The sequence below is a fragment of the Paenibacillus sp. FSL R7-277 genome, assembly GCF_000517965.1.
Taxonomy (GTDB): Bacteria; Bacillota; Bacilli; order Paenibacillales; family Paenibacillaceae; genus Paenibacillus_AQ; species Paenibacillus_AQ silagei.
The window spans coordinates 41914-67909 of record NZ_ASPX01000116.1 but is presented as its reverse complement, the minus strand read 5'-3'; the positions used below and the strand labels follow the sequence as shown (position 1 = coordinate 67909).

At 52.0% G+C, this 25996-nt stretch carries 21 protein-coding genes; 13 read left to right on the top strand and 8 right to left on the bottom strand.

Annotated features, from left to right (window positions below):
• Positions 1-581 precede the first annotated feature (581 nt).
• Positions 582-3011 carry a leucine--tRNA ligase gene (gene leuS / locus C173_RS29965; protein WP_036732290.1) on the top strand — a complete coding sequence of 810 codons (2430 nt, stop codon included), beginning with the start codon at positions 582-584 and terminating at the stop codon, positions 3009-3011.
• Positions 3012-3150: 139 nt separating this feature from the next.
• Here the strand turns inward: leuS and comER are convergent, their stop codons facing one another.
• Positions 3151-4002 (bottom strand): late competence protein ComER, encoded by an 852-nt coding sequence (gene comER, locus C173_RS29960; protein WP_036732288.1) that lies wholly within the window; start codon positions 4000-4002, stop codon positions 3151-3153.
• A 138-nt stretch (positions 4003-4140) separates the two neighbouring features.
• Here comER and C173_RS33220 point away from each other — a divergent pair, with 138 nt between their 5' ends.
• From C173_RS33220 to C173_RS29945, 3 genes are all read left to right on the top strand, one after another.
• A complete protein-coding gene (locus tag C173_RS33220) occupies positions 4141-5082 on the top strand; it encodes a ComEA family DNA-binding protein (protein ID WP_051478646.1) in 942 nt (313 codons plus the stop codon).
• A gap of 631 nt (positions 5083-5713) precedes the next feature.
• Positions 5714-6232: a deoxycytidylate deaminase gene (locus C173_RS29950; protein WP_036732286.1), complete on the top strand. Its 519-nt coding sequence runs from the start codon at positions 5714-5716 to the stop codon at positions 6230-6232.
• Positions 6233-6391: 159 nt separating this feature from the next.
• Positions 6392-9121 (top strand): ComEC/Rec2 family competence protein, encoded by a 2730-nt coding sequence (locus C173_RS29945; RefSeq protein ID WP_081751410.1) that lies wholly within the window; start codon positions 6392-6394, stop codon positions 9119-9121.
• A gap of 200 nt (positions 9122-9321) precedes the next feature.
• Here the strand turns inward: C173_RS29945 and C173_RS29940 are convergent, their stop codons facing one another.
• Positions 9322-9903, bottom strand: coding sequence for a hypothetical protein (locus C173_RS29940; protein WP_036732284.1), 582 nt, complete (start codon positions 9901-9903; stop codon positions 9322-9324).
• Positions 9904-10156: 253 nt separating this feature from the next.
• Here C173_RS29940 and C173_RS29935 point away from each other — a divergent pair, with 253 nt between their 5' ends.
• The 5 genes from C173_RS29935 to C173_RS29915 all read left to right on the top strand — a co-directional run bounded on the left by C173_RS29935 (position 10157) and on the right by C173_RS29915 (position 14218).
• Entirely contained in the window at positions 10157-10489 is a 333-nt protein-coding gene (locus tag C173_RS29935; RefSeq protein WP_036732281.1) for a PASTA domain-containing protein, read from the top strand.
• Positions 10490-10827: 338 nt separating this feature from the next.
• Entirely contained in the window at positions 10828-11775 is a 948-nt protein-coding gene (locus tag C173_RS29930) for a sensor histidine kinase (protein ID WP_036732279.1), read from the top strand.
• The gene (locus C173_RS29925) at positions 11756-12457 is read left to right on the top strand and encodes a response regulator transcription factor (RefSeq protein WP_036732277.1); all 702 of its coding nucleotides are present in this window, start codon (positions 11756-11758) and stop codon (positions 12455-12457) included. Before C173_RS29930 ends, C173_RS29925 begins: the two co-directional genes overlap by 20 nt.
• 80 nt (positions 12458-12537) lie before the next feature.
• On the top strand, positions 12538-13464 hold the full coding sequence (locus tag C173_RS29920; RefSeq protein WP_036732274.1) for an ABC transporter ATP-binding protein: 927 nt from the start codon (positions 12538-12540) through the stop codon (positions 13462-13464).
• Complete coding sequence (locus C173_RS29915; protein WP_036732272.1) at positions 13457-14218, top strand: ABC transporter permease; 762 nt, start codon at positions 13457-13459, stop codon at positions 14216-14218. The genes C173_RS29920 and C173_RS29915 overlap by 8 nt, the downstream gene beginning before the upstream one ends.
• Positions 14219-14240: 22 nt before the next feature.
• Here C173_RS29915 and C173_RS29910 read toward each other — a convergent pair whose 3' ends face one another.
• The 4 genes from C173_RS29910 to nrdI form a co-directional block, all read right to left on the bottom strand.
• Positions 14241-15020, bottom strand: a complete 780-nt coding sequence (locus C173_RS29910) for an alpha/beta fold hydrolase (RefSeq protein ID WP_036732270.1) — start codon at positions 15018-15020, stop codon at positions 14241-14243.
• A 450-nt stretch (positions 15021-15470) separates the two neighbouring features.
• Entirely contained in the window at positions 15471-16430 is a 960-nt protein-coding gene (nrdF, locus tag C173_RS29905) for a class 1b ribonucleoside-diphosphate reductase subunit beta (RefSeq protein WP_036732268.1), read from the bottom strand.
• Positions 16431-16466: 36 nt separating this feature from the next.
• Positions 16467-18551 (bottom strand): class 1b ribonucleoside-diphosphate reductase subunit alpha, encoded by a 2085-nt coding sequence (gene nrdE, locus C173_RS29900; RefSeq protein ID WP_036732267.1) that lies wholly within the window; start codon positions 18549-18551, stop codon positions 16467-16469.
• Positions 18538-18897 carry a class Ib ribonucleoside-diphosphate reductase assembly flavoprotein NrdI gene (nrdI, locus tag C173_RS29895; RefSeq protein ID WP_036732265.1) on the bottom strand — a complete coding sequence of 120 codons (360 nt, stop codon included), beginning with the start codon at positions 18895-18897 and terminating at the stop codon, positions 18538-18540. The genes nrdE and nrdI overlap by 14 nt, the downstream gene beginning before the upstream one ends.
• Before the next feature lie 663 nt (positions 18898-19560).
• Here nrdI and C173_RS29890 point away from each other — a divergent pair.
• The 3 genes from C173_RS29890 to C173_RS29880 all read left to right on the top strand — a co-directional run bounded on the left by C173_RS29890 (position 19561) and on the right by C173_RS29880 (position 22881).
• Positions 19561-20967 carry a transposase gene (locus C173_RS29890; RefSeq protein WP_051478644.1) on the top strand — a complete coding sequence of 469 codons (1407 nt, stop codon included), beginning with the start codon at positions 19561-19563 and terminating at the stop codon, positions 20965-20967.
• Positions 20968-21175: 208 nt separating this feature from the next.
• Complete coding sequence (locus C173_RS29885; protein WP_051478639.1) at positions 21176-21712, top strand: RNA polymerase sigma factor; 537 nt, start codon at positions 21176-21178, stop codon at positions 21710-21712.
• Entirely contained in the window at positions 21709-22881 is a 1173-nt protein-coding gene (locus C173_RS29880; RefSeq protein WP_036732261.1) for a hypothetical protein, read from the top strand. Before C173_RS29885 ends, C173_RS29880 begins: the two co-directional genes overlap by 4 nt.
• 165 nt (positions 22882-23046) lie before the next feature.
• Here C173_RS29880 and C173_RS29875 read toward each other — a convergent pair whose 3' ends face one another.
• Both C173_RS29875 and C173_RS29870 read right to left on the bottom strand, forming a co-directional pair.
• Positions 23047-23910 (bottom strand): IS3 family transposase, encoded by an 864-nt coding sequence (locus tag C173_RS29875; RefSeq protein ID WP_081751409.1) that lies wholly within the window; start codon positions 23908-23910, stop codon positions 23047-23049.
• Positions 23907-24239 (bottom strand): transposase, encoded by a 333-nt coding sequence (locus C173_RS29870; RefSeq protein WP_036732259.1) that lies wholly within the window; start codon positions 24237-24239, stop codon positions 23907-23909. Before C173_RS29870 ends, C173_RS29875 begins: the two co-directional genes overlap by 4 nt.
• 433 nt (positions 24240-24672) lie before the next feature.
• On the opposite strand from C173_RS29870, the gene C173_RS29865 reads away from it, so the two are divergent.
• Positions 24673-25698: a LacI family DNA-binding transcriptional regulator gene (locus C173_RS29865; protein ID WP_036732257.1), complete on the top strand. Its 1026-nt coding sequence runs from the start codon at positions 24673-24675 to the stop codon at positions 25696-25698.
• The last annotated feature ends 298 nt before the right edge of the window (positions 25699-25996 follow it).

Genomic DNA, 25996 nt, shown 5'->3' with positions numbered 1-25996 from the left:
GAGCCGCAGTTCCTTTAGAGGAGCCAGCGAGTGAACCGCCGTCGCCTCACCCCCGATACAGGGTGTCAAAGTGAGTGCCGGACAAAGAATGTCCGCCGCTAACTAGGGTGGTACCACGGGAATTCATACCTCTCGTCCCTAGCGATTATACGCTAGGGATGGGAGGTTTTTTTGCGGTTAACCTGGGGGAACGGCGTGTCCTGAGCTGGCCCGAGCGATTATGTTGACTCGCTCCGGCTCCCGGCCCGGCGAAGCATGGGCGGGTACATGGCCTTGCCGTGGCTTTTACGGCCCAGTGAATCATGGGCGGCTCCTGGGCTTTGCTGTTCGCCAGGTGAGGCGCACGGGCTGACTTTAGAATTAAGCAGGAATGAGAAACGGAAAGAAATTTTGGAGCTGTAGAAACGAAGTGTTCGCCTTTATTCTCGGATTTCTACCGCTAGAAGCGGTTCAAATCAAAGAAATCGGAGAATAACAGCGATCGGAAGCCCAAAACTTTCTGCGAGTGACGAATACTTCCTGCTCTTTTTGGCAGGCAGAAGTTATAACTAATACAGCAACACTCCAAGGAGGAGCACAAGATGAGCGACAATATTGGATACCGCGCCCAGACCATCGAGCCGAAATGGCAGAAATTCTGGGACGAGAACAAGACCTTTAAGACAAGTGAAGAATCAGGCAAGCCGAAATTCTACGCCCTGGATATGTTCCCGTATCCTTCCGGCGCAGGGCTGCACGTAGGCCACCCGGAAGGCTATACCGCCACCGACATCGTGTCCCGCTTCAAACGGATGCGCGGCTACAACGTGCTGCACCCGATGGGCTGGGATGCCTTCGGACTTCCGGCAGAGCAGTATGCAATGGATACCGGCCAGCATCCGCGTGACATTACCTTCAAGAACATTGACAATTTCCGCCGCCAGATCAAGTCGCTGGGCTTCTCCTACGACTGGGACCGCGAGATCAGTACGACAGATCCGGGGTACTACAAGTGGACGCAGTGGATTTTCATCCAGCTGTACAACCGTGGACTGGCTTATGTGGCCGAAGTATCGGTGAACTGGTGCGAGGCGCTGGGAACCGTTCTGGCGAATGAAGAAGTCATCGACGGCAAAAGCGAGCGCGGCGGCCATCCCGTGGTCCGCAGACCGATGCGCCAGTGGATTCTGAAGATTACGGAATACGCCGACCGCCTGCTGGAGGATCTGGAGGAGCTGGACTGGGAAGAGAGCATCAAGGATATGCAGCGCAACTGGATCGGCAAATCGACCGGTGCTGAGGTGACCTTTGCGATTGAGGGGCATGAGGCTGTGCTTGAAGTGTTCACTACCCGTCCCGATACCCTGTTCGGAGCAAGCTATTGCGTACTGGCACCGGAGCATAAGCTGGTGGATGCCATCACCACGGATGAGCAGAAGGCAGCCGTTGCCGAATACCGCGACAAGGCTTCCCGCAAGAGCGATCTGGAACGCACGGATCTGGCTAAGGAGAAAAGCGGTGTATTCACCGGCGCGTATGCAATTAATCCGGTGAACGGTGCGCAGGTGCCGATCTGGATTGCCGACTACGTGCTGGCCGGCTACGGAACCGGAGCAATTATGGCCGTTCCGGGCCATGATGCCCGCGACTGGGAATTCGCCAAGCAGTTCGGCCTGAACATCATCGAAGTGGTGCAGGGCGGCAATATCGAAGAAGAAGCCTACTCCGGCGACGGTCCGCATGTCAATTCGGGATTCCTCGACGGTCTGTCCAATACTGAAGCGATGGCTCAGATGATCGCCTGGCTGGAAGAGAAGGGCAGCGGTAAGGGCAAAGTAACCTACCGCCTGCGGGACTGGCTGTTCAGCCGCCAGCGTTACTGGGGCGAGCCGATTCCGATTCTGCACCTGGAAGACGGCACGATGAAGACAGTGCCTGTGGATCAGCTGCCGCTGGTTCTGCCGGATGTGGATGCTATCAAGCCTTCGGGCACCGGGGAATCTCCGCTGGCGAATGTGACCGAGTGGGTCGAGACGGTTGATCCCGAGACCGGCATGAAGGCCCGCCGCGAGACCAACACCATGCCGCAATGGGCCGGCAGCTGCTGGTACTACCTGCGTTATATCGATCCGCACAACGATCAGGAGCTGTGTTCACCGGAGAAGCAGAAGGAATGGCTGCCGGTTGACCTGTACATCGGCGGAGCCGAGCATGCGGTGCTTCACCTGCTGTATGCCCGCTTCTGGCATAAGGTACTCTATGATATCGGCGTAGTCGATACCAAGGAGCCGTTCCACAAGCTGGTCAACCAGGGAATGATCCTGGGGAACAACAACGAGAAGATGAGTAAATCGCGCGGTAATGTCATTAACCCGGATGAGATCGTGGAAGCTTACGGGGCAGATACCCTGCGCGTCTATGAGATGTTCATGGGGCCGCTGGAGGCCACCAAGCCTTGGAACGAGAAGGGCGTCGAAGGTATTCACCGCTTCCTCTCCCGCGTATGGCGCCTGTTCGTGAATGAAGACGGCAGCCTCAGCGCGAAGATTACAGAGGGCGGCGGCACGGATGAATTCAAGCGCACCTGGCACAAGACACTGAAGAAGGTCACGGAGGATTTCGAGCTGCTGCGCTTCAATACGGCGATCAGCCAGCTGATGATCTTCATCAATGATGCCTACAAGCAGGAGAGCCTGTCCAAGGAAGCAGCTGAACATTTCGTGCAGATGCTGTCCCCGCTGGCACCGCATATTGCCGAAGAGCTGTGGGAGCTGCTTGGACATGAAGGAAGCATCAGCTATGTCGCCTGGCCGGCCTATGATGAAGCCTTGACCGTAGATGCTGAGGTTGAGATTGTAGTGCAGGTCAACGGTAAAATCGTCCAGCGCGCACTGATTCCGGCGGATATGGGCCAGCAGGAAATGCAGGACCACGCCCTGGCCCTGCCGAATGTGAAGGCGGCCGTCGAAGGCAAAACCGTACGCAAAATCATTGCCGTTCCCGGCAAGCTGGTAAATATCGTAGTGGGTTAAGCGAAGAACGCAATTCTGCCCGCAGCAACGGAGGTATCCGTGCTGCGGGCTTTCTTGGTTTCAAGGCGCTCTCTGCGGAGGTGGAGGGGACCGCTGATTGCCCTATGGAGGAAATGGCCTTGATAATGGATACATTTCGCTAGCGGTCGAGTCGGCTCTGGGCGATGCTGCCGAGGCCGAACAGCTCGTCGAGCTTTTCCACATCCTCATCATACTTGTCATGTGTGGTGGTGATCAGGCGTTCAAACACCCCCTCCAGACTGGTCTGCAAGTGATTCAGGGCTTGCGCGGTAATGCCCCCGCGGACGGCAACCCGTTCCTGCAGCTCCTGCGGGGTGAACGAGCCTTCGGTCAGCAGCTTACCCGTACCCAGCAGCATCTCCCCCGCCAGCCGGGTGACCAGGGCTTCGTCGATGCCGGTTGCTTCAACAGCCGCTTCAATCCACCGTTCCAGGAAATAGCTCAGAAAGGCCGGACCGCAGCTGGAGAAATCCGAGGCAATCCGCGTATGACCCTCAGGAATTTCCTCAGGCACACCAATGCAGGAGAATAACTGGAGCAGCAGCAGCCTATCTTTTTTATTTAATCGGCTTCCAAAAATGCACAGCGAACTCCCGCCTCTGACGGAATGGGTGATGCTGGGAATGATTTTGGCGACCTTGGAGGGCAGGGCCGATTCCAGATGATAGAGCTGCACAGGGCTTGTAATAGATACAACGATCTGGTCGCTGCGCAGATAAGGGGCAATTTCGTCAGTTACCCGCTTGAACTGCAAAGGCTTGACGCACAGGAACACGAGGTCGCTCTCCGAGGCGGCTTCGATATTGCCGGAGCATAGGGTAATGCCGGGATGAAGCTTCTTCAGCTCCATCAGCCTGCCCGGGCTGCGGTTGCTGGCCATCACATCACATGGCTCAAGGGCTCCCGACCGAAGGAAGGTGTCGATCAGCAGACTTCCCATGCTGCCTGTTCCGATAAATCCCACTTTCATCCTGTGGTACCTCCTTTCTTATGCTGCTGGCTTACAGTGATACTCTTCGTTATATGTATGCAGGCCAGACTTGGACACATGACAGGTATTCATCACAGTTTTGAATAAAATTCCAATTTATTGAGGGAGGACAACCTGATGGATAAAAGATTGATCATCTGCGCCATTACCGCCGCGCTGCTGGGCGGCGGCCTGGTATGGGCCGCAGACCATAGAGCACAGGACGCCGGCATTGCCGGATGGTCTACACTGAACGCCGGAATGGCGCAGGCGCTGGGTGTAGCGGCTGAAGGTGAGGGTGGCAGTGCAGCCGCCGGGGGTGATGGCGGGAGCGTGGCTGGTGCAGCAGGGAGCAGAGCGGAAGATGGCGAGGTATCGGGTGGCGGTACGGCGGGGAGTGGAGTAACTGGAGGGAGTGCGGCGGGGGACGGGGCAGTTGGCTGGAGTGTTGCAGGTGCGGCGGGTAGTGGAGAGGCAGGTGGCGAGGTATCGGGTGGCGGTACGGCGGTGAGCGGAGTAACTGGAGGGAGTGCGGCGGGTAGTGGAGAGGCAGGTGGCGAGGTAGCTGGTGGCGGTACGGCGGGTAGTGGAGTAACTGGCAACGCAGTCACGGGTGGTGCGACAGTGGACACAGGAGCTGGCGGGAGTGTGACTGGTAATGGAGTTGCTGGCGCGAATGTTGTAGGCGAGGCGGGTAGCGGAGTTGTTGGCGGTGCGGCCACCGGTGATGGAACAGCTGGCGCTGGAGCGGCGAGTGCCGGGATAGCGGGTGCGGCGGACTCAGGAGGACCCGGAGGAGCGGCGGGAAGCGGCGGTGCAAGTGGAACGGCGGCTGCAGCAGCTGGAACTGGTGGAGCCGCTGGCACTGCAGCCCCGGCAGCGGCTGACGGCCGGATCAATGTGAATACAGCCGATGCCAAAGCCCTTATGGATCTGCCGGGCATCGGGGAGAAGAAAGCACAGGCAATTATCGACTACCGCACCAGTAAGGGAGCCCTCCGCAGCGTGAAGGAGCTGGGCAAGGTGAAGGGCATCGGCCCCAAGCTGCTGGAGAAGCTGAAGCCGCTGGTGGCATTTTAAGGCCGCCGTCCTGAATGTCTCCGTCTCCGAACAACCCGTCTGTCGGGGAAGCAGTTGGATTTCCTCCACTTAATAAATCTTAAATGCTACCTTGACGAACAGTAAGTGGATTTAGGGCATCTAATTTAGCCTGAATGCGCTGAATCAGCGATTTGTAACGAATTAAGTGTCGTTTTTCCAACTACTAGCTTACATTCGGCGCTTTTACCAGTAACAGTTGTAGTTTTTCCACTTAGCGGGCTCCATACTCTGAGCATGGACAGAGGCACAGTAAGCTGCAATTGCACTCAGTACATTAGATTAGCTCAAGAACCGCCTGAAAACTGAATCTGCTGCACTTCGTACATTAGAATTTTGCAAAAGAGGTTCTTTGGAGACTAAATGAAAGAATCAATTGTATGATGTGCAGCAGAACGTTACTTAGGCGCTGAGAATGCAATTTCTACTGTATGAAGTGCAGTCACACCCCACTTTACGGATGAGCAAATTGAGGTGTAAAAGTGGCGGGACGGGAGATCTAAGTGAGGGATAGGCGAAATGTGGGTTGTTGCGGGCTATCAATATCCTAGTGAAAACGCAGACAGGTATGCTACAATAATGAACAACTATTTAGAGAAAGTGGAGATTGCTGATGACTGTGGCTTACCGCAAGAACTGGGATACATACTTTATGGATATTGCCTGCATGGTCTCCACCCGTTCGCGCTGTCCCCGCCGCCATGTCGGCGCGGTGCTGGTGCAGGGGAAGAAGCTGCTGGGTACGGCCTATAACGGTGCGCCGATGGGCGTTCCTGACTGCTCGGAAGCAGGCTGTATGGTCTCTGAGCAATACGAGCGTGAGATGATAGACGGTGTAGAGACAATGGTCAAAAAGCAGCGCTGCATCCGCACGATCCATGCCGAGCAGAATCTGCTGCTGTTCACAGACCGGAGCGACCGGGAAGGCAGTACAGTCTATGTGACGGATGAACCCTGCTGGACCTGTGCCAATATGCTGGCTAACAGCGGGATCGTGGAGATTGTCTACCTGCGTCCTTACAAGAAAGACATGGAAAAGGTACAGGCGATGCTCTCCTCCAAAGGCATTGTGTTCCGTCAACTGGATAACTATGAGCCGCCTAAGGAAACGATGATTTCGGTATCTGAATAACCAGCATCTACGGATGGGCTGACGGGCTGAACATAGTTGGCTGAACGAGACGCGAAAAGAATAGTGACGGGCTCCAGGGGAAGAACCTCTGTACACGCATTTGTATGCGTATGCAGGGGTTCTTTGGTGTCTAGTGCTAATTAGGAAGGAGAGATGATCATGAACAGGAGGCCCCTCTTAAGCTTCACGGTTTGCTGGGTGGCGGGAAGTGCCGCAGGTTGTTTGTTCTCTGGCCGCAGTCTGCTATTCTGTCTCGCAGGGCTGCTGTTGCTGCCTGTAGTCTGGGCGGTGAGCGGCGGAATACGCTGGAGGACGGCTGGGGTGTTGGTGACAGCACTGATTGTGGCAGCCTTATACTGGGAATACAGCGAGGTACGCAATGTGAGTCTGCTGCCTAAGGTGTTGGGGCAGCCGGTGAGCGAACTGAATGAAGCATATATAACAGCCGCAGGCGTTATCGCTTCTCCGGTAGAGCGGGACGGGGACCGGGTTGATTTTGTCGTGAAGCTGTCCGGGATCAGGCTGCATCAGGGTGAGCTGGCCGCCGCAGCGGGAACGGAAGGCGAAGTGCAGGCCGAAGTGAATCCGGGTGATACGGCAAAGACAGGCGCAGAGCGTGCGTTGGAGAGGAGTGCTGAAGGTGAACGTGTAACCGTACAAATCAAGCTCCAGGAGGAGAGTGAGATCGCTGAGGCTGCCTTGTGGCAGCGGGGAGACCGGGTGGTCATTGAGGGGGAATTGATACAGCCCCAGATAGCGCGCAACTTCGGCGGATTCGACTACCGTGCCTATCTGCTCACCCAAAAGATTCACTGGCTGCTCAAAGGAACGGGAACAGCCAGTGTAACGGTTAACCCCCAAGTCTCGTGGGAGCCGTCCACTATTCTCCGCTGGAATGATAAGGCAAGATCTGCGCTCGGTGCAGAAATGAGCCGCTTATTTCAGGAGCCTCATGCGGGTTATATGAAGGGCCTCGTCATCGGCATCCAAAAGGAGCTGGACCCGGAGACATTCAGACAGTTCTCGCAGCTCGGGCTCACCCACATCCTGGCCATTTCGGGCATGCATGTAGCGGTGTACGTCGGAGTAATCCTGGTTCTTCTGCGCCGCTGCCGCTTGACCAGAGAAACCGCACTGACGGTGACCCTGCTGCTGGTTCCGGTCTATGTGCTGTTGTCCGGGGCAGGACCGTCTGTGATCCGCGCCGGGATCATGAGCATGATTGCCCTGCAGGCGGCAAGGCTAGGCATGCTCAAGGATGGACTAAATATTCTGGCTGCATCCGCTTTGATGATGCTGGTCTGGAATCCTTATCTGCTGCTTAGTGTCAGCTTTCAGCTCTCTTTTCTGGTAACGGCGGGACTCATGGTGTACACACCGCTTGCTGCGCCGCTATTCAGGCGGTTACCGGGCTGGCTGGGCAGCAGCCTCTCTGTAACAATTATTGCTCAACTGGTCTCATTTCCACTGACGATCTATTATTTCAACCAATTCTCATTGTTGTCCGTTGCTGCCAATCTACTGCTGGTTTCCTTCATCACCTTCCTGGTACTGCCCCTGGGAACACTGGCACTGCTCCTTGGGCGGATCTGGAATACAGCAGCACTTTTGCTGGCACAGCTTGCAGAGATACTGAATAATATCACTTTTGCAGCAGTGGAGTGGGTGAACGGATTCACCGCCGGGGTGCTGATCTGGGCTTCCCCTTCCTTTCTGTGGATTTGTCTCTACTACGGGCTACTGTACGGTCTGTTACTTGCGTTGAAGCGGAGGACTGAAGCTAGGCTTGTTCCCCAGTTCATGGATGATGAGACCCGTCCGCTGGCGGAACTGGATCTGCCGGGTAACCCTATCAACACCACCAACCAGCCAGATTTGCTATCCACTGCGAAGAGCGGAAGAGCCGCGCTGGCCTTTCAAGCCTATCCGCCGACTGGAGCTACGCGCTGGAGCAATCCCGCAGCGATACTGTGCGCTGTAGGCCTGACCATTCTGCTTTATAAGGGCTATAACGCTGAGGCTATACGCGACGGCTCCGGTTCCATCAGCTTCCTGGATATAGGCCAGGGGGACAGCAGTCTGATTACCACGCCAGGTGGAACGCATATCCTGGTTGACGGCGGCGGTACTGTGAGCTTCGGCAACCGGGAGGAATGGCGCATCCGCCGTAGCCCGTTCGAGGTCGGGGCGAAGACGCTGCTGCCGCTCCTGAAGCAGCGGGGTATCCACCGGCTGGACGCGGTTATTCTAACGCATGGCGATCAGGACCATGCCGGAGGGCTCCAGGCGGTGCTGGAAGGGATGCCGGTATCGGCGCTGCTGTTCAACGGAACATTAGCCGACACAGAGCCGTACACCAAGCTGATGACAACCGCATTGGACGCGGGTGTCCGGCTGTATCCGGTGCAGCAGGGCATGTCGCTGGCCCCGGACGAGGCCACGCGGCTGAACTTCCTCTGGCCGGAGCCGCGAGAGGCTGGACAGATCCTGCCAGAGGAAGTGGAGGATCAGAACCACGAATCGGTGGTGTTCCGGCTGGAGATGAACGGCCGGAGCTTTCTTTTCACAGGAGATATGGATCAGGCGGCAGAGGAAGCCATCTTACATTCCGCAAATCAATCCGGGATTCGGCAAGGCAGACCCATCGATGCCCTCAAGGTCGCCCATCACGGCAGCAAAACCGCCACCAGTGCAGATTGGCTCGCTTTCTGGATGCCCGGCGCTGCTGTGATCTCAGCCGGTGTGAATAACATGTACGGGCATCCCAATGGCGGTGTACTGGACCGGTTGGCTGACGCAAATACTGAGATCTACCGGACCGATCAGCAAGGGGAGATTCAGTTGAGGGTAGGAAAGGGGGGAATCAACGTACGCCATAAGCTCAATTAGTGTGTAAATAGCCTTAGAGTTTAAACTATACTTCTTTATGCTTGTTTCAACTCCCTTTAGCTATTGAGCAAGTAATTGTATCGAATAAAATTTGGAATACAAAAAACAAGCCCACTCTCCGATATTCAGGAGAGGGGCTTGCAGTCATATTAAAACTTATAAAAATTGAAGCACCGTAATAAACAAACCGCGTTGAGTTTTTAGAATGATATTTGTCCACTAACAATAACTGAACCTGCCGATAAATTAGTTATAAAGAATCTAATATGAGTTGCACCAGCATAATGGGCATAAGCATAGTTAGATGTGTCAGTAAAACTCTGTATAGTTTGTCCATTGTCAGTATTGAAATGTCCATATTGCATAGTTGTTGGACTTGTTTGATTAGTGGAAAAACTCATACTAACAAGAGTAGTGGTAGCTACCGTCCACGGCTGACCATCAGATCTGGAATAAATCATTTTTACGCCTTGTGGAATGGTGTGACTGCTTAAAGGGGTCACGCTTTGTATTGAAAAATCATTTGAAGATTTAACAGCTTTCGAATCAACGGGTAAAATATAAAAATAAATTTTTGTATTATCTTCTGTGTCTACTAGACCTGAATCAACTATTAGGGGTTCTGTGAAAGAGCCTGCATTCTTTACAATTTCATTAACTGCACTTGGAATTTTTTCTTCAGTTAATTTAACAGAGTTATCCTTTGCAAATACCATGTTTGGGAAAACCAGAATTAAAATAATCATTGAAAATAATAAAAGCTTTTTAGAATTAAACCTCAATATAATTCCTCCTTTGTAAATTAAAATTAGTGATTACTTCTGGCGTTTTGTAGTCACTCAATACATAATCATCTAATTTTTACCTAATTAATATATTACATATAATGGAACTTAATTACAATAATAAATAAAAAAATAAATTTATGGTTCATTTTTGAGTGCATATATGATAAAATATAATAATTAATCCTTTTTAAGGTAATGGAGAGATTTGAGTAAACCTATAAGAACTAAATATTCAAGGAGGTTAAAAATGATTAAAAAGTGGTTACTTTCATCGTTTGAAATTAACTTGAGATTTAGGAGAGTTTATTTGCTAACTACTATTGGAGTTATAGTTATTGCAATTAGTATAGTTTTTGCTTACAGAGAAAATCCAAAAAAATCCAATGTCCCATTCCTAGTAGGGCTTTCTGAGCAAGAAGCCGTAACACTATTAGAAAATCTTAATTTGCGTGTAAACATAAAAGAAGATGCCAATAATTATCTTGTAGAGAATGGAATAGTAACTGGCCAATCTCCTATTGAGAATACTCAAATTGCTAAAAATGAAATTGTAACGATAAGTGTGAAAAATAATAAATAAATTTTTATAATTGGATATGGCGGATTGCCATAACTCCTTAAGTCAACACACTAAAAGAATCACAAGAGTTTATTTAATAATCATCAGGAGGGGGTATTCGCTCTTGAATCCAGAGTACTGTCTTCTATGTACCAATCCGTTTTACCCGATTCTATTAATCTCCAGAACTCAGCACATCAATACCGTTTAGATCGGAGATATTATTTTATTTGTTTATGAGTTAGCGCTGGGATGATGAAGGCCATTGAAATAAGCTACGCTACCCCAAATAGTTTGGGTATAAGCGTAGCTTTTTGTGTTACTATTAAGCCTCTCTCAATCGTATATAATAAAACCATATGAGAGGAGTTGATCGTATCCTTATTGTTCTGGCAGGACTCCTGCTGCTGCTGATTGCCCAGACTGTGTACCTGCTGAACTACCGGAGACAGGTCGGTCAGATCAGCAGCCAGCTGTCTTTTATCATGGAGCATCAATCCCGTAAGCTGGTAGCGACCCAGTTGAAGCCAAGGGAGATCGGCAGGCTGGTGCGGGAGTGCAATAACCTGTTACGCCGCCAGCAAGCGATGGGAGAACAGTTCAGCCGCAAAAATCAGGAGATGAATCTGGCGATTACCAGTCTGTCGCATGATATCCGCACGCCGCTCACTTCGCTGGATGGTTACCTTCAGCTGGCGCTGCAGACAGAGGCGGAGCAGGAGAAGGGGCGGTACGTAGCGCTTGCCCAGTCGAGAATACAGCAGATTATTAAGCTGGTGGACGAGCTGTTCCTCTATACCAAGCTGCAGAATCCCGAATACAGTCTGGAGCTGCAGCCCTTGGACGTTATGGAGGTGTTGAAGCGGAACCTGTTTACGTTCATTGATGATTTTACCCGGTCCGGGAATGAGCCTGAGCTTCGGCTGCCGGAGCGTTCTCCCCGGGTGATGGGGGATATCCATGCGCTGGAACGAATCTTTACCAATATCATCGGCAACTATTTCATCCACGGCGAAGGCCCGTGGACCGTAGAGGTTGAAGACAGGCAGGAGATGCTGTGTATACGCTTCACCAATCGGCTTAAGCCAGGCAGCAGTGTGGATACGGAGAAGATCTTTACCCGCTTTTACAGAGAAGATCCGTCGCGTACCCGGCATTCCTCAGGTCTTGGACTCTCGATTGTGAAGGCGCTGATGGAGAAAATGAACGGCGACGCATCGGCCAATTCCGCCAGCGGTATCTTCAGCATTGATATCGAATTCGCAAAAGCGGGAAAGGAGCACCCCCATGGGCATCCCTCTCAATAGTAACAGCAAAAGAATTCTCATCGTTGAGGATGACGAGCATATTAACGCAATTCTGCATGACGGGCTTACCGCCGCAGGCTTTCAGTGTACCCGGGCCTATTCGGGCAGTGAAGGGATGCTGAATCTGGCAGAGCAGGAGTACCACCTCATTGTCCTGGACCTGATGCTGCCCGGATTGTCCGGCGAGGCATTTATGCATCGTTTGCGTGAGGAGCTGAAGTCCCGGATTCCGGTTATTGTCCTCTCGGCAAAGGATCAGCTGGATCATAAGCTGGATCTGTTCACGCTGGGCGCTGATGATTATGTGACCAAGCCCTTTGAGCTGGAGGAGCTGATCGCCCGCATCCATGTCCATATCCAGCGGACAGCTGCCGGTGAGCCGGTGAAGGAGTTCAGGCATAAAAATCTGGTACTGGACTGCACGGCCTACAGTGTCAGAATTCATAGCAGCGTGCTCGCTCTGACCCGCCAGGAATACCGGATTGTCGAGCTGCTGGTCAGGAATCCCTCACGCGTGTTCACGAAGCAGGATCTCTATGAGCTGGCCTGGGAGGAGATCTATCTGGGCGAGGACAAGACGATAACGGTACATGTCAGCAATATCCGCAATAAAATCAAAGCGCACGACAGCGAAGCCTATATCGATACGGTCTGGGGCATCGGCTTCCGGCTGAGTCCATGATGAACTTTGAACTTTCTTAACCTTTTGTTGGCGAACTATTAGTCTTCATCCTGTTAACTTAGGGTAAGGAGGTGGCAGACATGACAGATTGCATCATTGAACTATGCGGAGTGACCAAGATGTACCGATCGAAAGCAGCGGTGAGGAATGCCAATCTCAAAATCTACAGAGGAGAGATTGTCGGCATCATCGGCAAGAACGGTGCGGGCAAATCCACGCTGCTCAAAATGATCAGCGGACACGTATATCCGACCTCGGGAGAACTCCATTTTTTCAACCGTGCGGCGGCGGGGGAGCAGTCTTTTTTCGAGCGGATGGGGGTACTGATTGAGCAGCCCGGGTTATATCCGAACATCTCGGCCTATGAGAACCTGAAGCTGCTCGCCATCGCATATGGTCTAAGCGACAGGGAGACCACGATAGAGAAATTGCTGAGGCTCGTAGGATTGGACCCTAAGAATACCGCCAAAGTTAAAAGCTATTCCATGGGCATGAAGCAGCGGCTGGGAATTGCGGTGGCCTTGCTTGGAAGTCCCGATGTGCTGATTCTGGATGAGCCGATTAACGGGCTTGATCCGCAAGGGATTGTAGAGATTAGGGAGCTCATTCTGGAGCTGAACGCAACGGGTCTGACGATTCTGATCTCCAGCCACATTCTGGAGGAGCTCTCCAAAATCGCCACCAAGTATGCCATTATCCATCAGGGGGAATTCGCCGAGGTAATCTCCAAGGAAGAATTACAGCAGCGCTGCGAGGAACGGATCGAGATTAGCGTGGAGGAAGCCCGGGAGGCTCTCCCGGTGCTGGAGCGCGAGCTGAAGATTACACAATATAAAGTGGTGGACAGCCGTACGGTGTATGTATACGACGAGCATATCCGCATCCGGCAGATCGTCCAGGAGCTGGCGCAGCATGGGATAATGGTAGATTCCATCTCAAGACATAAGCAGAGCCTGGAGCAGTATTTCCTGGGACGCACGGAAAGTGCAGGTGAACGCCATGATTAACCTGTTGCGGATGGACCTGTACCGCTTCACGCGAAACAAGATTATGTACTTGTTGCTGCTTTTGTTCTGTGCCTTTCAGATCTTCGGCATCTATATGATGAAGCAATACGAGCAACCGGTGGAGGGCCGTCCGCTGCTCAGCAGCTTAACGGAGAGTGAGTTCATCCAGCTTGTGATCTCACAGCCGCCTTCCTGGATGCTGATCTATATCGCCGTGTTCACGATTTATTTCTATATGAGCGAATGGAATTCCGGCTTCCACAAGAATTATATCTCCATGAGACAGGCAAGAATCCACTCCGTCTTCTCCAAAATGGCGATTCTCGCCCTATTCGTGGCAATGCTGTTCCTGATCCTGTTAATTGCAGACGGAATCGGCAGGAGACTGTTTATGGGTCAGACGGATCTGGGAGACTTGGGCATGCTCATTACTCTGCTGGTCGGCCAATTCCTGCTGCACTGGGCGTTCTCGCTGGTTGTTCTCTGCATTGCTATGATGACTAAGAACCTGCTCATCAGCTTGAGCGCCGGCTTCGTTCTGGCTCTGAATGTGATTGGGATGGTACTGGGGGCGCTGGAGAATCAGTTCACAGGCACTCATCTGACGCAATATCTGCTGATCAACACGCTCGTACGGGTCAAGGATCTAGGCAGCACGGCTGAGCTGATTCATACATTCGGAGTAGCGGTTGCAGCGATTCTAATACTAAGTTATCTTGCTGTCCGCTACAAAATCAGGGAGGATCTGAACTAGCGTCATTTCGCGCCTGAGGGAATCAGATTCTTCTGCATTCCCCGGGCAGCTCCCCGCCCTGAATCCAGGCCTCGACCAGCTTATTGAACAGCTCCGGCTTCGCCAGAGAGAGGCCATGTCCCATCCGGGGAATCACCACGCCCATGCAGCGGGGATTTGCGGCAACCAGATCCCGGGCGGATTGCTTCATGACAGATTTCTCACGTTCACCTACAGTAACCAGTATCTTGCCTGTGGCCTCACTGAACCCGGCTGGAATGCGGAACGACATATTCTCTTCCAGCACCCGGATCAGCGTCTTCAGCTCCATCTGCCGGCTCTCTTCAACATACCGTTCCAGGTACTCCTCGCCCAGATAGAGCGTCTTAGCCTGTAGCTTCGCGAACCATCTGTACTTAATCAGCGGAAAAGACAGTCTGACCGCCGGCCCGATCAGTCTGCTGGCGGAGGGAATCGGCCGCACCAACGCGCTGTTGATGATGGCATAATCAATCAGCTCCGGTCTTATCCCCAGCATCTGAACCAATACCTGTGCGCCCAGCGAGAAGCCGGTGACAACGATCTTTCGTCCCTTAGCCCGCTCCTCGATGAGCAATGCAAGCTCCTCCGCACTGCTGCGGATCGTGAACTCCGTATCCTCCCGGCTGAACCCGTGCCCCGGCAGGTCCGGGACCAGACAATGATACCCGGCGAACGCCGCCACCTGCTTCTCCCACATCCACCCGCTCACGCCCCCGCCATGCAGGAAGACCATCAGACAAGCCCCATCCGGGTCTCCGTACTCCTGAATATGTATCGCCATCCCGTTCCACCTCTTTCTTGTAAAATAGCCACTCCTACTCCTACGTCCCAGTAACAATATGGTCTCATAAGTAGAACCGGCTTTGTCTTCCTTTTCGGGACGGTACCGTTTCAGTGAAAAGTGAAGCTTGGGTTTCGATGATTTATTCAGAACCTTTGAGGGAACTGAAAAGGTGTATCACAAAAAAAAGCCCCGGCAGCTTGTCCAAGCGACCGGGTACTCTATCTATAATACAACCTCTATAAGTTGAATCAAAGAATATAACGAAAAGCAAGAAGGATCGGAGGGGGATTTTGGAACTGTAGGAGCGGTAGCGTCCGCCTTTGTATACGGATTTCTACCGCGAACAGCGGTCTAATCAGGAAATCTGTATACAACAGCGGCCGGAAGTCCAAATATCCTCCGTAGTGACGGCTGAGCTGAGAGCCGGGTTCTTAGATTCAGCTTATCTTAAAACTTAAAATCCTCATCCCGCAAAGGCTCCACATTCATAGCCCGCACATACCCATTACCCTTCTTCGAGAAGAAGTCATGCTGCTTCGTGTGGGTGCTGATCCCGTTCTGGACGATTGGGTTAATCTCTTCCTCATCGAACAGCGGATCATGGCCGAGGTTCATCATCGCCTTGTTGGCGTTGTAGCGCAGGAAGGTCTTCACTTCATCCACCAGACCGATCGGTGCGTAGATCTGCTCGGTGTATTGCTCCTCGTTCGCGTGGAGCAGACGAAGCAGGCCGACCAGTGTCTCGTAGACATCGCTCTGGTCTTCTTCGGACAGCTCTTCGAAAATCTCCTGGGCCAGCACGCCGACATAGACGCCGTGGATACTCTCATCACGCAGGATCAGGTCGATGATCTCGCCGCTGCAGGTCATTTTGCCTTGTCCGGCCAGATAGAGCGGGTAGAAGAAGCCGCTATAGAACAGGTAGCTCTCCAGTAGAACCGATGCGGACATCGCCAGATAGAGGTCTTTCTTGGTCTCAATCTTTTGATAATACTCCGAGATCGTCTGGGCCTTGAACTGCAGGAACGTATTGTCCTCCACCCAGCGGAAAATCCCGTCAATCTGCTCGGTGGAAGCCAGTGTGGTGAAAATGCTGCTGTACGACTTCGCATGAATCTGCTCCATCATGCCCATGAAGCCGAGGACCGCCTTGCGCTGCAAGCCGTCCACATGCTCCATAATCTGTGGCATCCCTACACCGCCCTGGATCGTATCCAGCAGGGTCAGTCCGCCCAGCACCTTCATATAAGAGTCCTTTTCAATCTCACTCAGCGTGAGCCAGGACATTTTGTCATCGGATAATGGAATTTCGTCGTCGGTCCAGAACTGCATAATATTCTGGTTCCAGAACATCAGCGAGAAATCGTCGTCGGGACGGTTCCAGTTCACGGCTTGGATTGCGCTCATAATCGTATATTCTCCCTTTCTGTACCTGTGCCCCTCTTAGATGGAGCAGGCCAGGCATTCCTCGACAGACAATTTGTTGGTCCGGGTGTAGTACAGGGATTTCAGCCCTTTGTGCGCCGCATACAGGTAAGAGCGGGCCAGCTCACGGGTTGTAACATCACTGTTCACATGCAGAACCGTTGAGATACCCTGGTCGATATGAGGCTGAATCTCCGCAATCAGATCAATTACCTTGAACTGGTCCATCTGGTAGGCGGATTTATAATAGAACACATTGTCCGGACGCAGGTAAGGCATCGGATAGTAGGTGGTCGAGTTAGCATACGTGCGGGTCTCGATCTGCTCTACAATCGGCATGACGCTGGAGGTCGCATTCTGGATGTACGAGATGCTTGCGGTCGGCGCAATTGCCAGACGGTAAGCATGGTACAGGCCGTGCTTCATCACCTTGTCACGCAGCTGCTTCCAGTCCTCAGTTGTAGGAATGTAGATCCCTTCGAACAGTTCCTGTGCTTTTGTCGTAACCGGACGGTAGTCTGTAGTTATATAACGGTCGAAATACACGCCACTCGCATAGTCCGACTGCTCGAAGCCATAGAAGGTCTCGTCGGTCTCAGCGGCAATCTCCATACTTTTCTCAATCGAGTGATAGTTCATAGTCATGAAGAAGGTGCGTGCGAAATCACGGGCCTGCTCACTCTCATAAGCCACCTTGTTCTTGGCGAAATAGCCGTGCAGGTTCATTACACCCAGACCTACGGAGTGCATTTCCTTGTTCGCTTTAGCTACGCCCGGAGCGTTGGAGACAGTAGTCATATCGCTGACAGCCGTCAGTGCCAGCATGCCCTCATGTACGGATTCACGGATCTTGCCGTGCTCCATCACGTTCACGATGTTGAGGGAAGCCAGGTTGCAGCTGATATCGCGGCGGATCTCGTCCTGCTGACCGTAGTCGTTAATCTCTGAAGTCTCCTGCAACTGGAAAATCTCGGTGCACAGGTTGGACATCTTGATCTGGCCCACATTACGCAGGGCATGCGCGTTATTGGCATTACTCTTATTCATAATATACGGATAGCCCGATTCAAGCTGGATCATGGCGATCTTGGTCAGCATGTCGCGTGCGCTCATGGCGATTCTTTTCTTCACGCGCGGATCAGCAAGGAGGGTGTCATACATGACGTCCAGATCCATGTCATCCAAGTGCGTACCGTACGCCTGATAGACTGTGTAAGGAGCGAACACATGCAGCGGCTGATTGTCCTGCGCGAGCTTGTAGAAGCGGTTAGGCACGATCAGGCCGATAGACAACGTCTTCAGGCGTGTCCGTTCGTCGGCGTTAATCTTCTTGCTGTCCAGGAATTCAAGTACGTCCCAGCCAAAAATATTATAATAAGCCGCACCCGAACCCTTACGCTGGCCCATCTGGTCCGCATAGGAGAAGCCGTCTTCCATGAGCTTCAGGACAGGCATAATGCCTTTGGCCGCATCCTCTACACCCTTAATGGTCTCGCCGCGCGAGCGCAGCTTGGACAGATTGACCGCAACGCCGCCCCCGATTTTCGACAGCTGCATGCAGGTATTCAGCACATAGTTGATTGAATTGAGCGAGTCATCCATCTCCAGCAGGAAGCAGGAGACCATCTCGCCGCGGCGGCTTTTACCGGCATTGAGGAAGGTTGGTGTCGCCGGCTGCAGGCGCTGTTCCATCATCGAGCGGGCCAGTGTACGGGCAGTCTCTACGTTACCCCGTCCCAGATGCAGAGCCACTACCGCTACGCGGTCCGGATAATGCTCCAGGTACTGCTTACGGTCATTGGTTTTGACGGCATAGTCGGTATAGAACTTGGAAGCCGCCATATAGGAAGGGAAGCGGAAATTATATTCATGGGCGATCCGGTAGACATCCTCCATCTCAGCAGCGGAGTAGCGGTCGTACAGGTCCTCGTAGTAGTCATTGGCAATCATATAATCAATCTTGGCTTTCGTATCCGTGAAGGTCAGGCTACGCCGCTCCACATCCTGCATGAACTCGGCTACTGCCTCCTGGTCCTTATCCAATTGGAAAAAGCCGCTTTCGTCTCTCTTCATCAACATGTTGTTCAATTCAATATGCCGCAACCCGGTCCACCTCCTGTTTTATGCGCTGTACATCCCCGAAGGTTCCCGACAATTCAAACTTGCCGACCACCGGTACGTTGTAACGCTGTGCAATTAAGTCTGCGCTGTGCGCGTATAGCTCGCCCCAGTTTTTGTTGCCGCTCGCGGCGATGCCCTTGAGCCTGGAATGGTTTCGTTCAAGGAATGTTGACACCTTCTCTGGAATCTGTCCAAATCCGGTAGTGTATGTAACAAGCACGTAAGGCTCGTCGATCGTCATATGCTCTTCGATTTGAACCGCCGGAAGCTTCAGTTTATTAATGAATCTTCTGACGTTGCCGGTCTTGGAATCGTAAGCAATCAACATGGCTCCTAACCTCCTATAACATGTTGCCCATTCTACAGCTCTTTCTACTTGACAAATGAACTTGGGCGAAATCACTAGATTTATGGGCTTAGCTCTTATATACACTATATTTAGTAATGCTTAATCATTTTATATACCATATATTGAAAAGTCAAGAGACAGACAGACCTCTACGGCCCCTCCAAACAGAGCTTGAAACCGCCAATCCCACGCCCCGCCTGCATTCTATTCTCTTATAATTTATTAGTATTTTTTTTAAGCAATTTTCGGGGCTGCGGAATGGTGCAGACAGGGGCTTGCGGGAAGGGAAGACGGCTGTGATTTTTGAAAGCGTTTAGCCTTCGGGGGATCTGGATTTCATTGCACTTCGTACATTAGATGCTCCTTAAATTTAGGAGGAAGTCAGATCTGTTGTATTTTGTACACTTGATTTCAGCTAACAGGGGCTAATTGAGCAGATTCTTCAAATTCTAATGCAGGAAAGAGACAATTTCATAATTCAAAACCCTTGCTATACCTGGCTTTTTTGAGCACAGAAAAAGGAGTACCTCCCCACATTCTCGAAGTGATAGGCGACGAAACCAACACCCGAGAAGAAAAGAGGTAATCCCTATCTATTCTATTCGACAAGAAGAACTGTTTTCCTTTGAGGAATTGCTCCAGATGGGTCCAGAAGATAAATACAGCCAAATCTTTGAACACTTACATTTAGCTCCAGTTCTGTCCGCACTGGGGAAAAAGAACCATCGCGGACGGCCTGAACAATTAAACGTACCTGCCATGATCTACTCGCTGCTGATTGCCAAAATGGAGAACATAGAGTTTATCTCTGCCTTGGTCCGGCGACTGAATCATAGCCACGAATTTCGAGTCCAGTGCCGGTTTACGGGCTCGGACAACATTCCAAGCCAGGCTTCCTATTCCCGTTTGATTCATGCGCTGGAGCAAACGGGAATGCTGGAACAACTTCAGGATCGCCTAGTCACATCTGCCCTAGAAGAAGGTTTTGTGAGCGGCACCCATCTTGCGGTGGATTCCTCCATGGTCGAGGCGTGGGATTGCCAATTTAGCGAATCAGCTTCCAAGCGTCGTGCGGCTCGTCGGGAGCAAAAGAAAGGCGAAGCTCCGGTGGCCGAGCAACTTCAGCTCGAATCTCCCGAGCCTGAGCCGAAGGCGGTGAACGAGCCGCTGAAGAAACCCAAGTACAGCAAGCCAGGTCGTCCATCCCAGGCCGAAAAGGAACGTCGGCGCGAGGAAATGGAAGCCTATGAACAAAGTCTCGGACCGTTCCAGAAAACCATTGAAGCGATGTTGCCTTACACGTACGATGAACTGCTGACCGCGTTGCCCCGGCATGCTGCGCGTTGTGACAAGAAAAATACGAAGGGCCGAATGACCAGCTATTACGGGTTCAAGGCGAATCTGCTGGTCGACACGGACAGCCAGTATATCCTCAGTGGCCTCTTTAGTTCGGCCAATCCGAATGACCAGCGGATGGCGGTCGTCCTTCTCAAAGGCCTGCTCCTGAAGTTTCCGGGGCTAAAGGTCCAGCATATCTTGGGCGACAAAGGCTACGACTGCGCGGCGATCTACCAGTTGATTCATTCGCTCGGCGCCTATCCTGCGATTTCCCTGATTCACCACAAAGACCCGCCTGCAGGAATGAATCTGGATTACACGCCGGTGTGCGCTCAAGGACATGCGTACCGTTACGACAGTTTTGATGCCAAGTATGAGACCCTGAAGTACACCCGGCCTAGCGAATGCAAAGGCTGTGCGCTCTCCGGTACCGATTGCCAAAAAGTGTTTAAAATTCGCATACAAACGGATTTGCGTTTGCACACCTATCCCGCAAGAGGTAGCGAAAGTTTTACCACGCTGTACAACAAGCGGACGGCAGTGGAGCGTGTGTTTGCCTATCTCAAAGAGTATTTCGGGATGAAACGCACACGTCACCGTGGTGTCCGGGCAAGTGTCGATTTCCAGCTTAGTACGCTCGCGTACAATTTGAGTAAATTTGCGTTAGACAAGTTGAACCAGCAGATGAGAAACTCCCAGAAAGTCGCCTGATTTTTTAAAAACATGACCTTAGACTTTGGGTCAGTCTTGCTTTTCAGTAAACTGAATTATGAAATTGTCTCGGAAATACAATAGAATGGAGATTAACGGCAAATATCGGCAATTCTATTGCAGAAAGTGCAATCCGCATATTCAGTTTTACAATAACAGGGAACCATATCCGCCGGCAGGAGTCTTATTAGGTGAGAGGGGAGAGAACATGCAGAGTAAAGAACTAACGTATAGCATGACCTGTGCCTCATCGGTATCGCTTCGCGAGATGATGGAGACTTACGGACAGGATGTATGGAATTATGCTTTTTTCTTAACCCGCAGCCGGGAGCAGGCCAGCGATATCAGCCAGGAAGTATTTCTTAAGGCCTACAAGAGCATCGGCAAGTACCGGGGACAGGCTACTCTAAAAACCTGGCTGCTGACCATCACACGCAATACAGCATTCAGCTTAAGGCGTAACAGCTTCTGGCGGAGGTTCGCTCCGCTGGGCAAACATGAGGACACCCGGGCCTCCCTGTCTGCGGAGAAAGAGGCCATCGGCAATCAATACGCTAACCGCATCTGGGAGATTATCATGGAGCTGCCGGACAAGTACCGGGAGGTGCTGGTGCTGGATATTCAGCAGGACCTGCCGGTGGCAGAGATGTCCGCTCTGCTCGGGATCGCGCAGGGAACAGTCAAATCCCGGCTCGGACGGGCCAGAGAGAAAGTGAGAACGGCGATAAAGGAGGAAGACCTGTGAAGACAAAACAAGAGCAGGAGCAAGTGAAGGTGATGAGCGGGGAGAAGGACTGGTATAAGCAAGCCGGGCGGAACCCGCTTGCAGAGCCGGGATTCACGCCACAGCTCATGGCGCGGATTGAAGAGGCTGCGGCAGAAGGCTCATCGGGCAAAAGCGGACTACGCCGCCCGTTCGGGCGGGTGGCCGCCCTTGGCGGATTGGCAGCCATCCTGCTGCTCGTCACGCTGATCTGGCCGTTTGGCCCAGGGGCCGGGCTCGATCCTGCAGGGGGGCTGGCAGCGGTCTTTAAGCCTGGCTCGGGAGTGGCTGTGGTTACGCCCTCGGCGTCTCCTTCGGCGCCTCCGCAAGGCCTGGGTCTATACATGATCTCGGCAGAGTTTGAGCTAGGCGGGATTAAGTATTATATGCCTCTTCCGCTAGACCGTAATAAGAGTGCTGCGATGGCTGTTGAGACTTCCGCCGGAATCGTCTGGTCGCCTCCGCCGCCAATGGTTGACTATCTAAAGCCTAAATACACACACAATACAGAGCCATATACTCTTTACTTGACTCCAAAAGGGCATGCAGAGCTATCTGAGGATTCAGCACAGCGGTTGTATGTCTTTCCTTTGTATGCCGGAGGCGCACAATCTTATTTGTCGCTGGGAGGTTTATTGGGGGCTGGTGATTATCTTTTGTTCTTCAGCGGCAGCTATAATGTTGGAGAGAATCAGAAAAGGTCAGGAGCTAAGCTGTTTGTGATGGATGTCAGAGCGGCAGCTGAGGGGAAGACTGCTGTTCCCCGAGAGTTACTGGTCGCAGAGGAATCGTATCAGCTTTATAAATCCTTTATGGCCGTTAATCCCGACAAAGCAGAGCTTCTGATTGTTTACTATACGGATGATGGAAGAGGCGGTTATACACAGCATAATAAGCTGTATGATATTGCAACTGGCAGTGCTCAGGTTCTTTCGGGCGAAATCACTACAGAGAATGTAGAAAGACCCTCCAAGCTCCATTATGGAGAGCTTACCCTTGATTCTAAAGATCTTATGACCATAGTTCATTACGAAGTTAACGGAGAGCAGCGGAGTACAAAAGTTGATATGAAGACGGGCAACCAGTGGTTCTACGACTGGTGGTATGAGGAATACGGTGTGAAAATTGATGCCTCCTCAATAGAAAAATGATCATCTTAGAGTACAGGTTCAGGATGTGTGCTGGAATAGTTTGCTAATCATGAGATGTTCCATTCGGTCGATGGAGGAATTCCTGTGAAGGCAGGGAGTCCTCCAATTTGCCTGTTATCTATGTCCCTTGCGGACTGTGTGGACCTCTGTCAAGAAAGTAGATACTCACGCAACGGATGCCGTCGTAAACTGCTTAGCGAATCGGGCGGGGGAAAGATACCCCAGCGTGCCATGCATTCGCTTGCGGTTGTAGTAAAACTCAATGTATTGGTAAATGTCCTGGTACGCCTGCCCGGGAGTTTTAAAACGCGGGTTACAGTAAACGAGCTCCTTCTTCAAGATACTGTGCCAGGATTCAATACAAGCGTTATCGTAACAGTTTCCTTTGCGGCTCATACTTGATTCCATCTGGTACGTCCTCAACTGCTCGGTATATTCCTTGGAGGTATACTGCGATCCCCGATCCGAGTGGTGGAGCAGCCCCGGGCCGGGTCGCTTGGCTTGATAGGCAGCCTGCAAGGCGTCTAAGACCAAGCTGGTTTCCATGTGGTCCGATAACCGCCACCCTACAATTTCGCGCGTGCACAGATCCATGACGCTGGCCAGGTACAAGCGGCCTCCACGGCAGGGGATGTACGTAATATCTGTCACCCAGGCGGTATTGGGCTTGTCGACGGTAAACTCTTGATTCAGTGTGTTCGGGGCAATAGGGTTGTTGTGCTTGGAATCCGTGGTCTGTACACGGTACGGCTTAGAGACCACCGAGCGGAGCTTCATTTGCCGCATGTACACACTCACCGTACGTTCGGTGAGGGTATAGCCTTCCTGGTGCAGCAGTCGAGTGATTTTCGGGCTTCCATACCGCCCCTTATGGTCATTAAAATGGTAGCGGATTCGCTCCTGCACGGCCGCTTTACGGAGAGCCTGTGCACTGGTTTTGGCTCCGAGCCACTTGTAATATCCACTCCTGGATACCTGCAAGGTGATGCACATCTTCTCCAAGCGAAACGCGGAGCGATGTTCCTTCATGAACTGGAATCGGCGTTCCTTGGTTTGCTGAAGATGTGCACTGCTTTTTTTATGATGGCCAGTTCTTCCTCCCGGTCGGCGAGCTGATCTTGGCGCTCCTGGAGTTGACGGCGCGCTTCCTTCAACTCGGCTTCGAGCTCCCTCACCCGATCCACACTGGCTACAGGTTCATTCTTGAGCTCCCGGTATTGTCCCATCCATTGATGAAGCGTGCTCTTGGGGATGTCCAGCTCTTCCGCTAACTCCCCGAAGCTCTTCGTCTGTTCTTGTAGAAACTTTACCGTCTGCTTTTTAAACTCTTCATTGTACCGTTTTCGTTGTTCACCCATGGCCACACACCTCCGTGATCCTTATTATCCCTCCGTCCGTTAAGTGGCGTCTACTATCTATTCTAAACCCAGTGAAGCCTTTATATTCTCGATTTGGCATATTTGACCACGCTTACGGACTGCAAGGCCCTTATTGTAGTTCAAACGCGTCTTTATCGGCTGAGTAACAGTGAATAAGAGCACTGGAGTCCGCAGGGCTATTATAATGCTGCTTTTCGGGGAAATAAGCGCATCTCTGTCCGTTACCATTGTGCGGCCCAGTCATTTAGTGTATTTGTCTCACGCCTTAGACGCCCTATCCACTTATTTCGTATTTTCAATCTATTCATATAGATAATTTACTAAAAAAAAGCTATACTTTTTGATAATATCTCTAAGTAAACCTGGTTTATGTTTACTTTGGAGTTCGATATCGAAGAGTGGAGCGGGATCAATGAAGAAGCTGACTATTGAGGATGTGGCTAAGAAAGCAGGCGTATCGAAAAGCACAGTCTCGCAATTTTTAAATAAACGGTTCAAGTATATGAGTGAGGCGACCAAAAACCGCATTGCCGAGGTTATCGATGAGCTGAATTACCAGCCCAACGGGCTTGCCCGCAGTCTCAAGCAGAACCGCACACATATGGTTGGCATTATTGTAGCCAATATTGATTATTCGCTATCCATCCAGTGTATCCGGGCGATCGAGAATGAGCTGCAGCGCCATGGGATTCAGGTGATCATCTGCAACTCGGACGAGAATGCCGATAAGGAGAATACTTATGTGGAGACGTTGGTCGCCCGTCAGGTGGATGGCCTGATTATTTTTCCGGCGGGAGATCAGCCTGCGCCTTACACCAGATTAATTGAAGCGGAATATCCGCTGGTCTTCATGGACCGGCTGGTTGACGGGATCACGACCCAGAGCCTGCTGCTGGATAACGAGATGGCGGTGAAGACCGCTATCCGGGAGCTGACCGGCCACGGCCATGAAGCGATTGCTATTCTATCCCTGCCGCTTGGCGTACATGCGATTACCCCGCGCAAGGAGCGAATGAGCGGGTACAAAAAAGCGATGGAGGAAGCGGGTCTGCCGCTGCTGGGTTCGTATATGCGAAGTGTGTCACGCGAAGACATCGCATCTGCACTGGACGAGCTGCTGCAGCTTCCCGAGCCTCCAACAGCGCTGCTTGCCGCCAATGATCTGGTGCTGGGCGAAATTCTTAAATATGCGAACCGCAATGCCATTGCGATCCCCGGCCAGTTGTCGGTCATCGGCATTGACGATGCCGAATTCGCCCGGATCTATAATCCTGATATTACAACGATCCGCCAGCCGGCTTACGAGATGGGGATGCAGGCGGCCAAGATCATGCTCTCTTTGATCAACGATGCGGACAGCGCGATGCCCATCACCTACAGGTTCCCGCCTTCCTTGCAGCAGGGGGAGTCGGTGCAGCCGCCGGCTAAGCCGGAATAGAGCAGGTCGGGGCCGGCGAAAGGTCCATCGTGGTGACAACATATAGGAAATCTGCTCAGGAATCCACGGCTTACGGACCCAGGGGCCGTTATTGTGCGGAAAAGAAGGGTTTTGTAAGTTTTACGGACTCAGGAGCCGTTAAATTGCTATTTAGGGCGCTAGATGCCCGCGAAGTGCGGCTTAACGTCATCTGAGTCCGTTAGGCTTGCTATAGTGCAGCAATTCCCCAAATAACGGCTCTCCGGTCCGTAAGTCTATAGTTTGAGAGCAGGATTATGTACATTGAGCAAGACTATGT

What these genes read in the sequence shown, in the direction of transcription:
- leuS (WP_036732290.1), top strand. Translation starts at nt 582, where the DNA reads ATGAGCGACAATATTGGATACCGCGCCCAGACCATCGAGCCGAAATGG.
- comER (WP_036732288.1), bottom strand. Translation starts at nt 4,002, where the DNA reads ATGAAAGTGGGATTTATCGGAACAGGCAGCATGGGAAGTCTGCTGATC.
- C173_RS33220 (WP_051478646.1), top strand. Translation starts at nt 4,141, where the DNA reads ATGGATAAAAGATTGATCATCTGCGCCATTACCGCCGCGCTGCTGGGC.
- C173_RS29950 (WP_036732286.1), top strand. Translation starts at nt 5,714, where the DNA reads ATGACTGTGGCTTACCGCAAGAACTGGGATACATACTTTATGGATATT.
- C173_RS29945 (WP_081751410.1), top strand. Translation starts at nt 6,392, where the DNA reads ATGAACAGGAGGCCCCTCTTAAGCTTCACGGTTTGCTGGGTGGCGGGA.
- C173_RS29935 (WP_036732281.1), top strand. Translation starts at nt 10,157, where the DNA reads ATGATTAAAAAGTGGTTACTTTCATCGTTTGAAATTAACTTGAGATTT.
- C173_RS29930 (WP_036732279.1), top strand. Translation starts at nt 10,828, where the DNA reads ATGAGAGGAGTTGATCGTATCCTTATTGTTCTGGCAGGACTCCTGCTG.
- C173_RS29925 (WP_036732277.1), top strand. Translation starts at nt 11,756, where the DNA reads ATGGGCATCCCTCTCAATAGTAACAGCAAAAGAATTCTCATCGTTGAG.
- C173_RS29920 (WP_036732274.1), top strand. Translation starts at nt 12,538, where the DNA reads ATGACAGATTGCATCATTGAACTATGCGGAGTGACCAAGATGTACCGA.
- C173_RS29915 (WP_036732272.1), top strand. Translation starts at nt 13,457, where the DNA reads ATGATTAACCTGTTGCGGATGGACCTGTACCGCTTCACGCGAAACAAG.
- C173_RS29910 (WP_036732270.1), bottom strand. Translation starts at nt 15,020, where the DNA reads ATGGCGATACATATTCAGGAGTACGGAGACCCGGATGGGGCTTGTCTG.
- nrdF (WP_036732268.1), bottom strand. Translation starts at nt 16,430, where the DNA reads ATGAGCGCAATCCAAGCCGTGAACTGGAACCGTCCCGACGACGATTTC.
- nrdI (WP_036732265.1), bottom strand. Translation starts at nt 18,897, where the DNA reads ATGTTGATTGCTTACGATTCCAAGACCGGCAACGTCAGAAGATTCATT.
- C173_RS29890 (WP_051478644.1), top strand. Translation starts at nt 19,561, where the DNA reads ATGGGTCCAGAAGATAAATACAGCCAAATCTTTGAACACTTACATTTA.
- C173_RS29885 (WP_051478639.1), top strand. Translation starts at nt 21,176, where the DNA reads ATGCAGAGTAAAGAACTAACGTATAGCATGACCTGTGCCTCATCGGTA.
- C173_RS29875 (WP_081751409.1), bottom strand. Translation starts at nt 23,910, where the DNA reads ATGAAGGAACATCGCTCCGCGTTTCGCTTGGAGAAGATGTGCATCACC.
- C173_RS29870 (WP_036732259.1), bottom strand. Translation starts at nt 24,239, where the DNA reads ATGGGTGAACAACGAAAACGGTACAATGAAGAGTTTAAAAAGCAGACG.
- C173_RS29865 (WP_036732257.1), top strand. Translation starts at nt 24,673, where the DNA reads ATGAAGAAGCTGACTATTGAGGATGTGGCTAAGAAAGCAGGCGTATCG.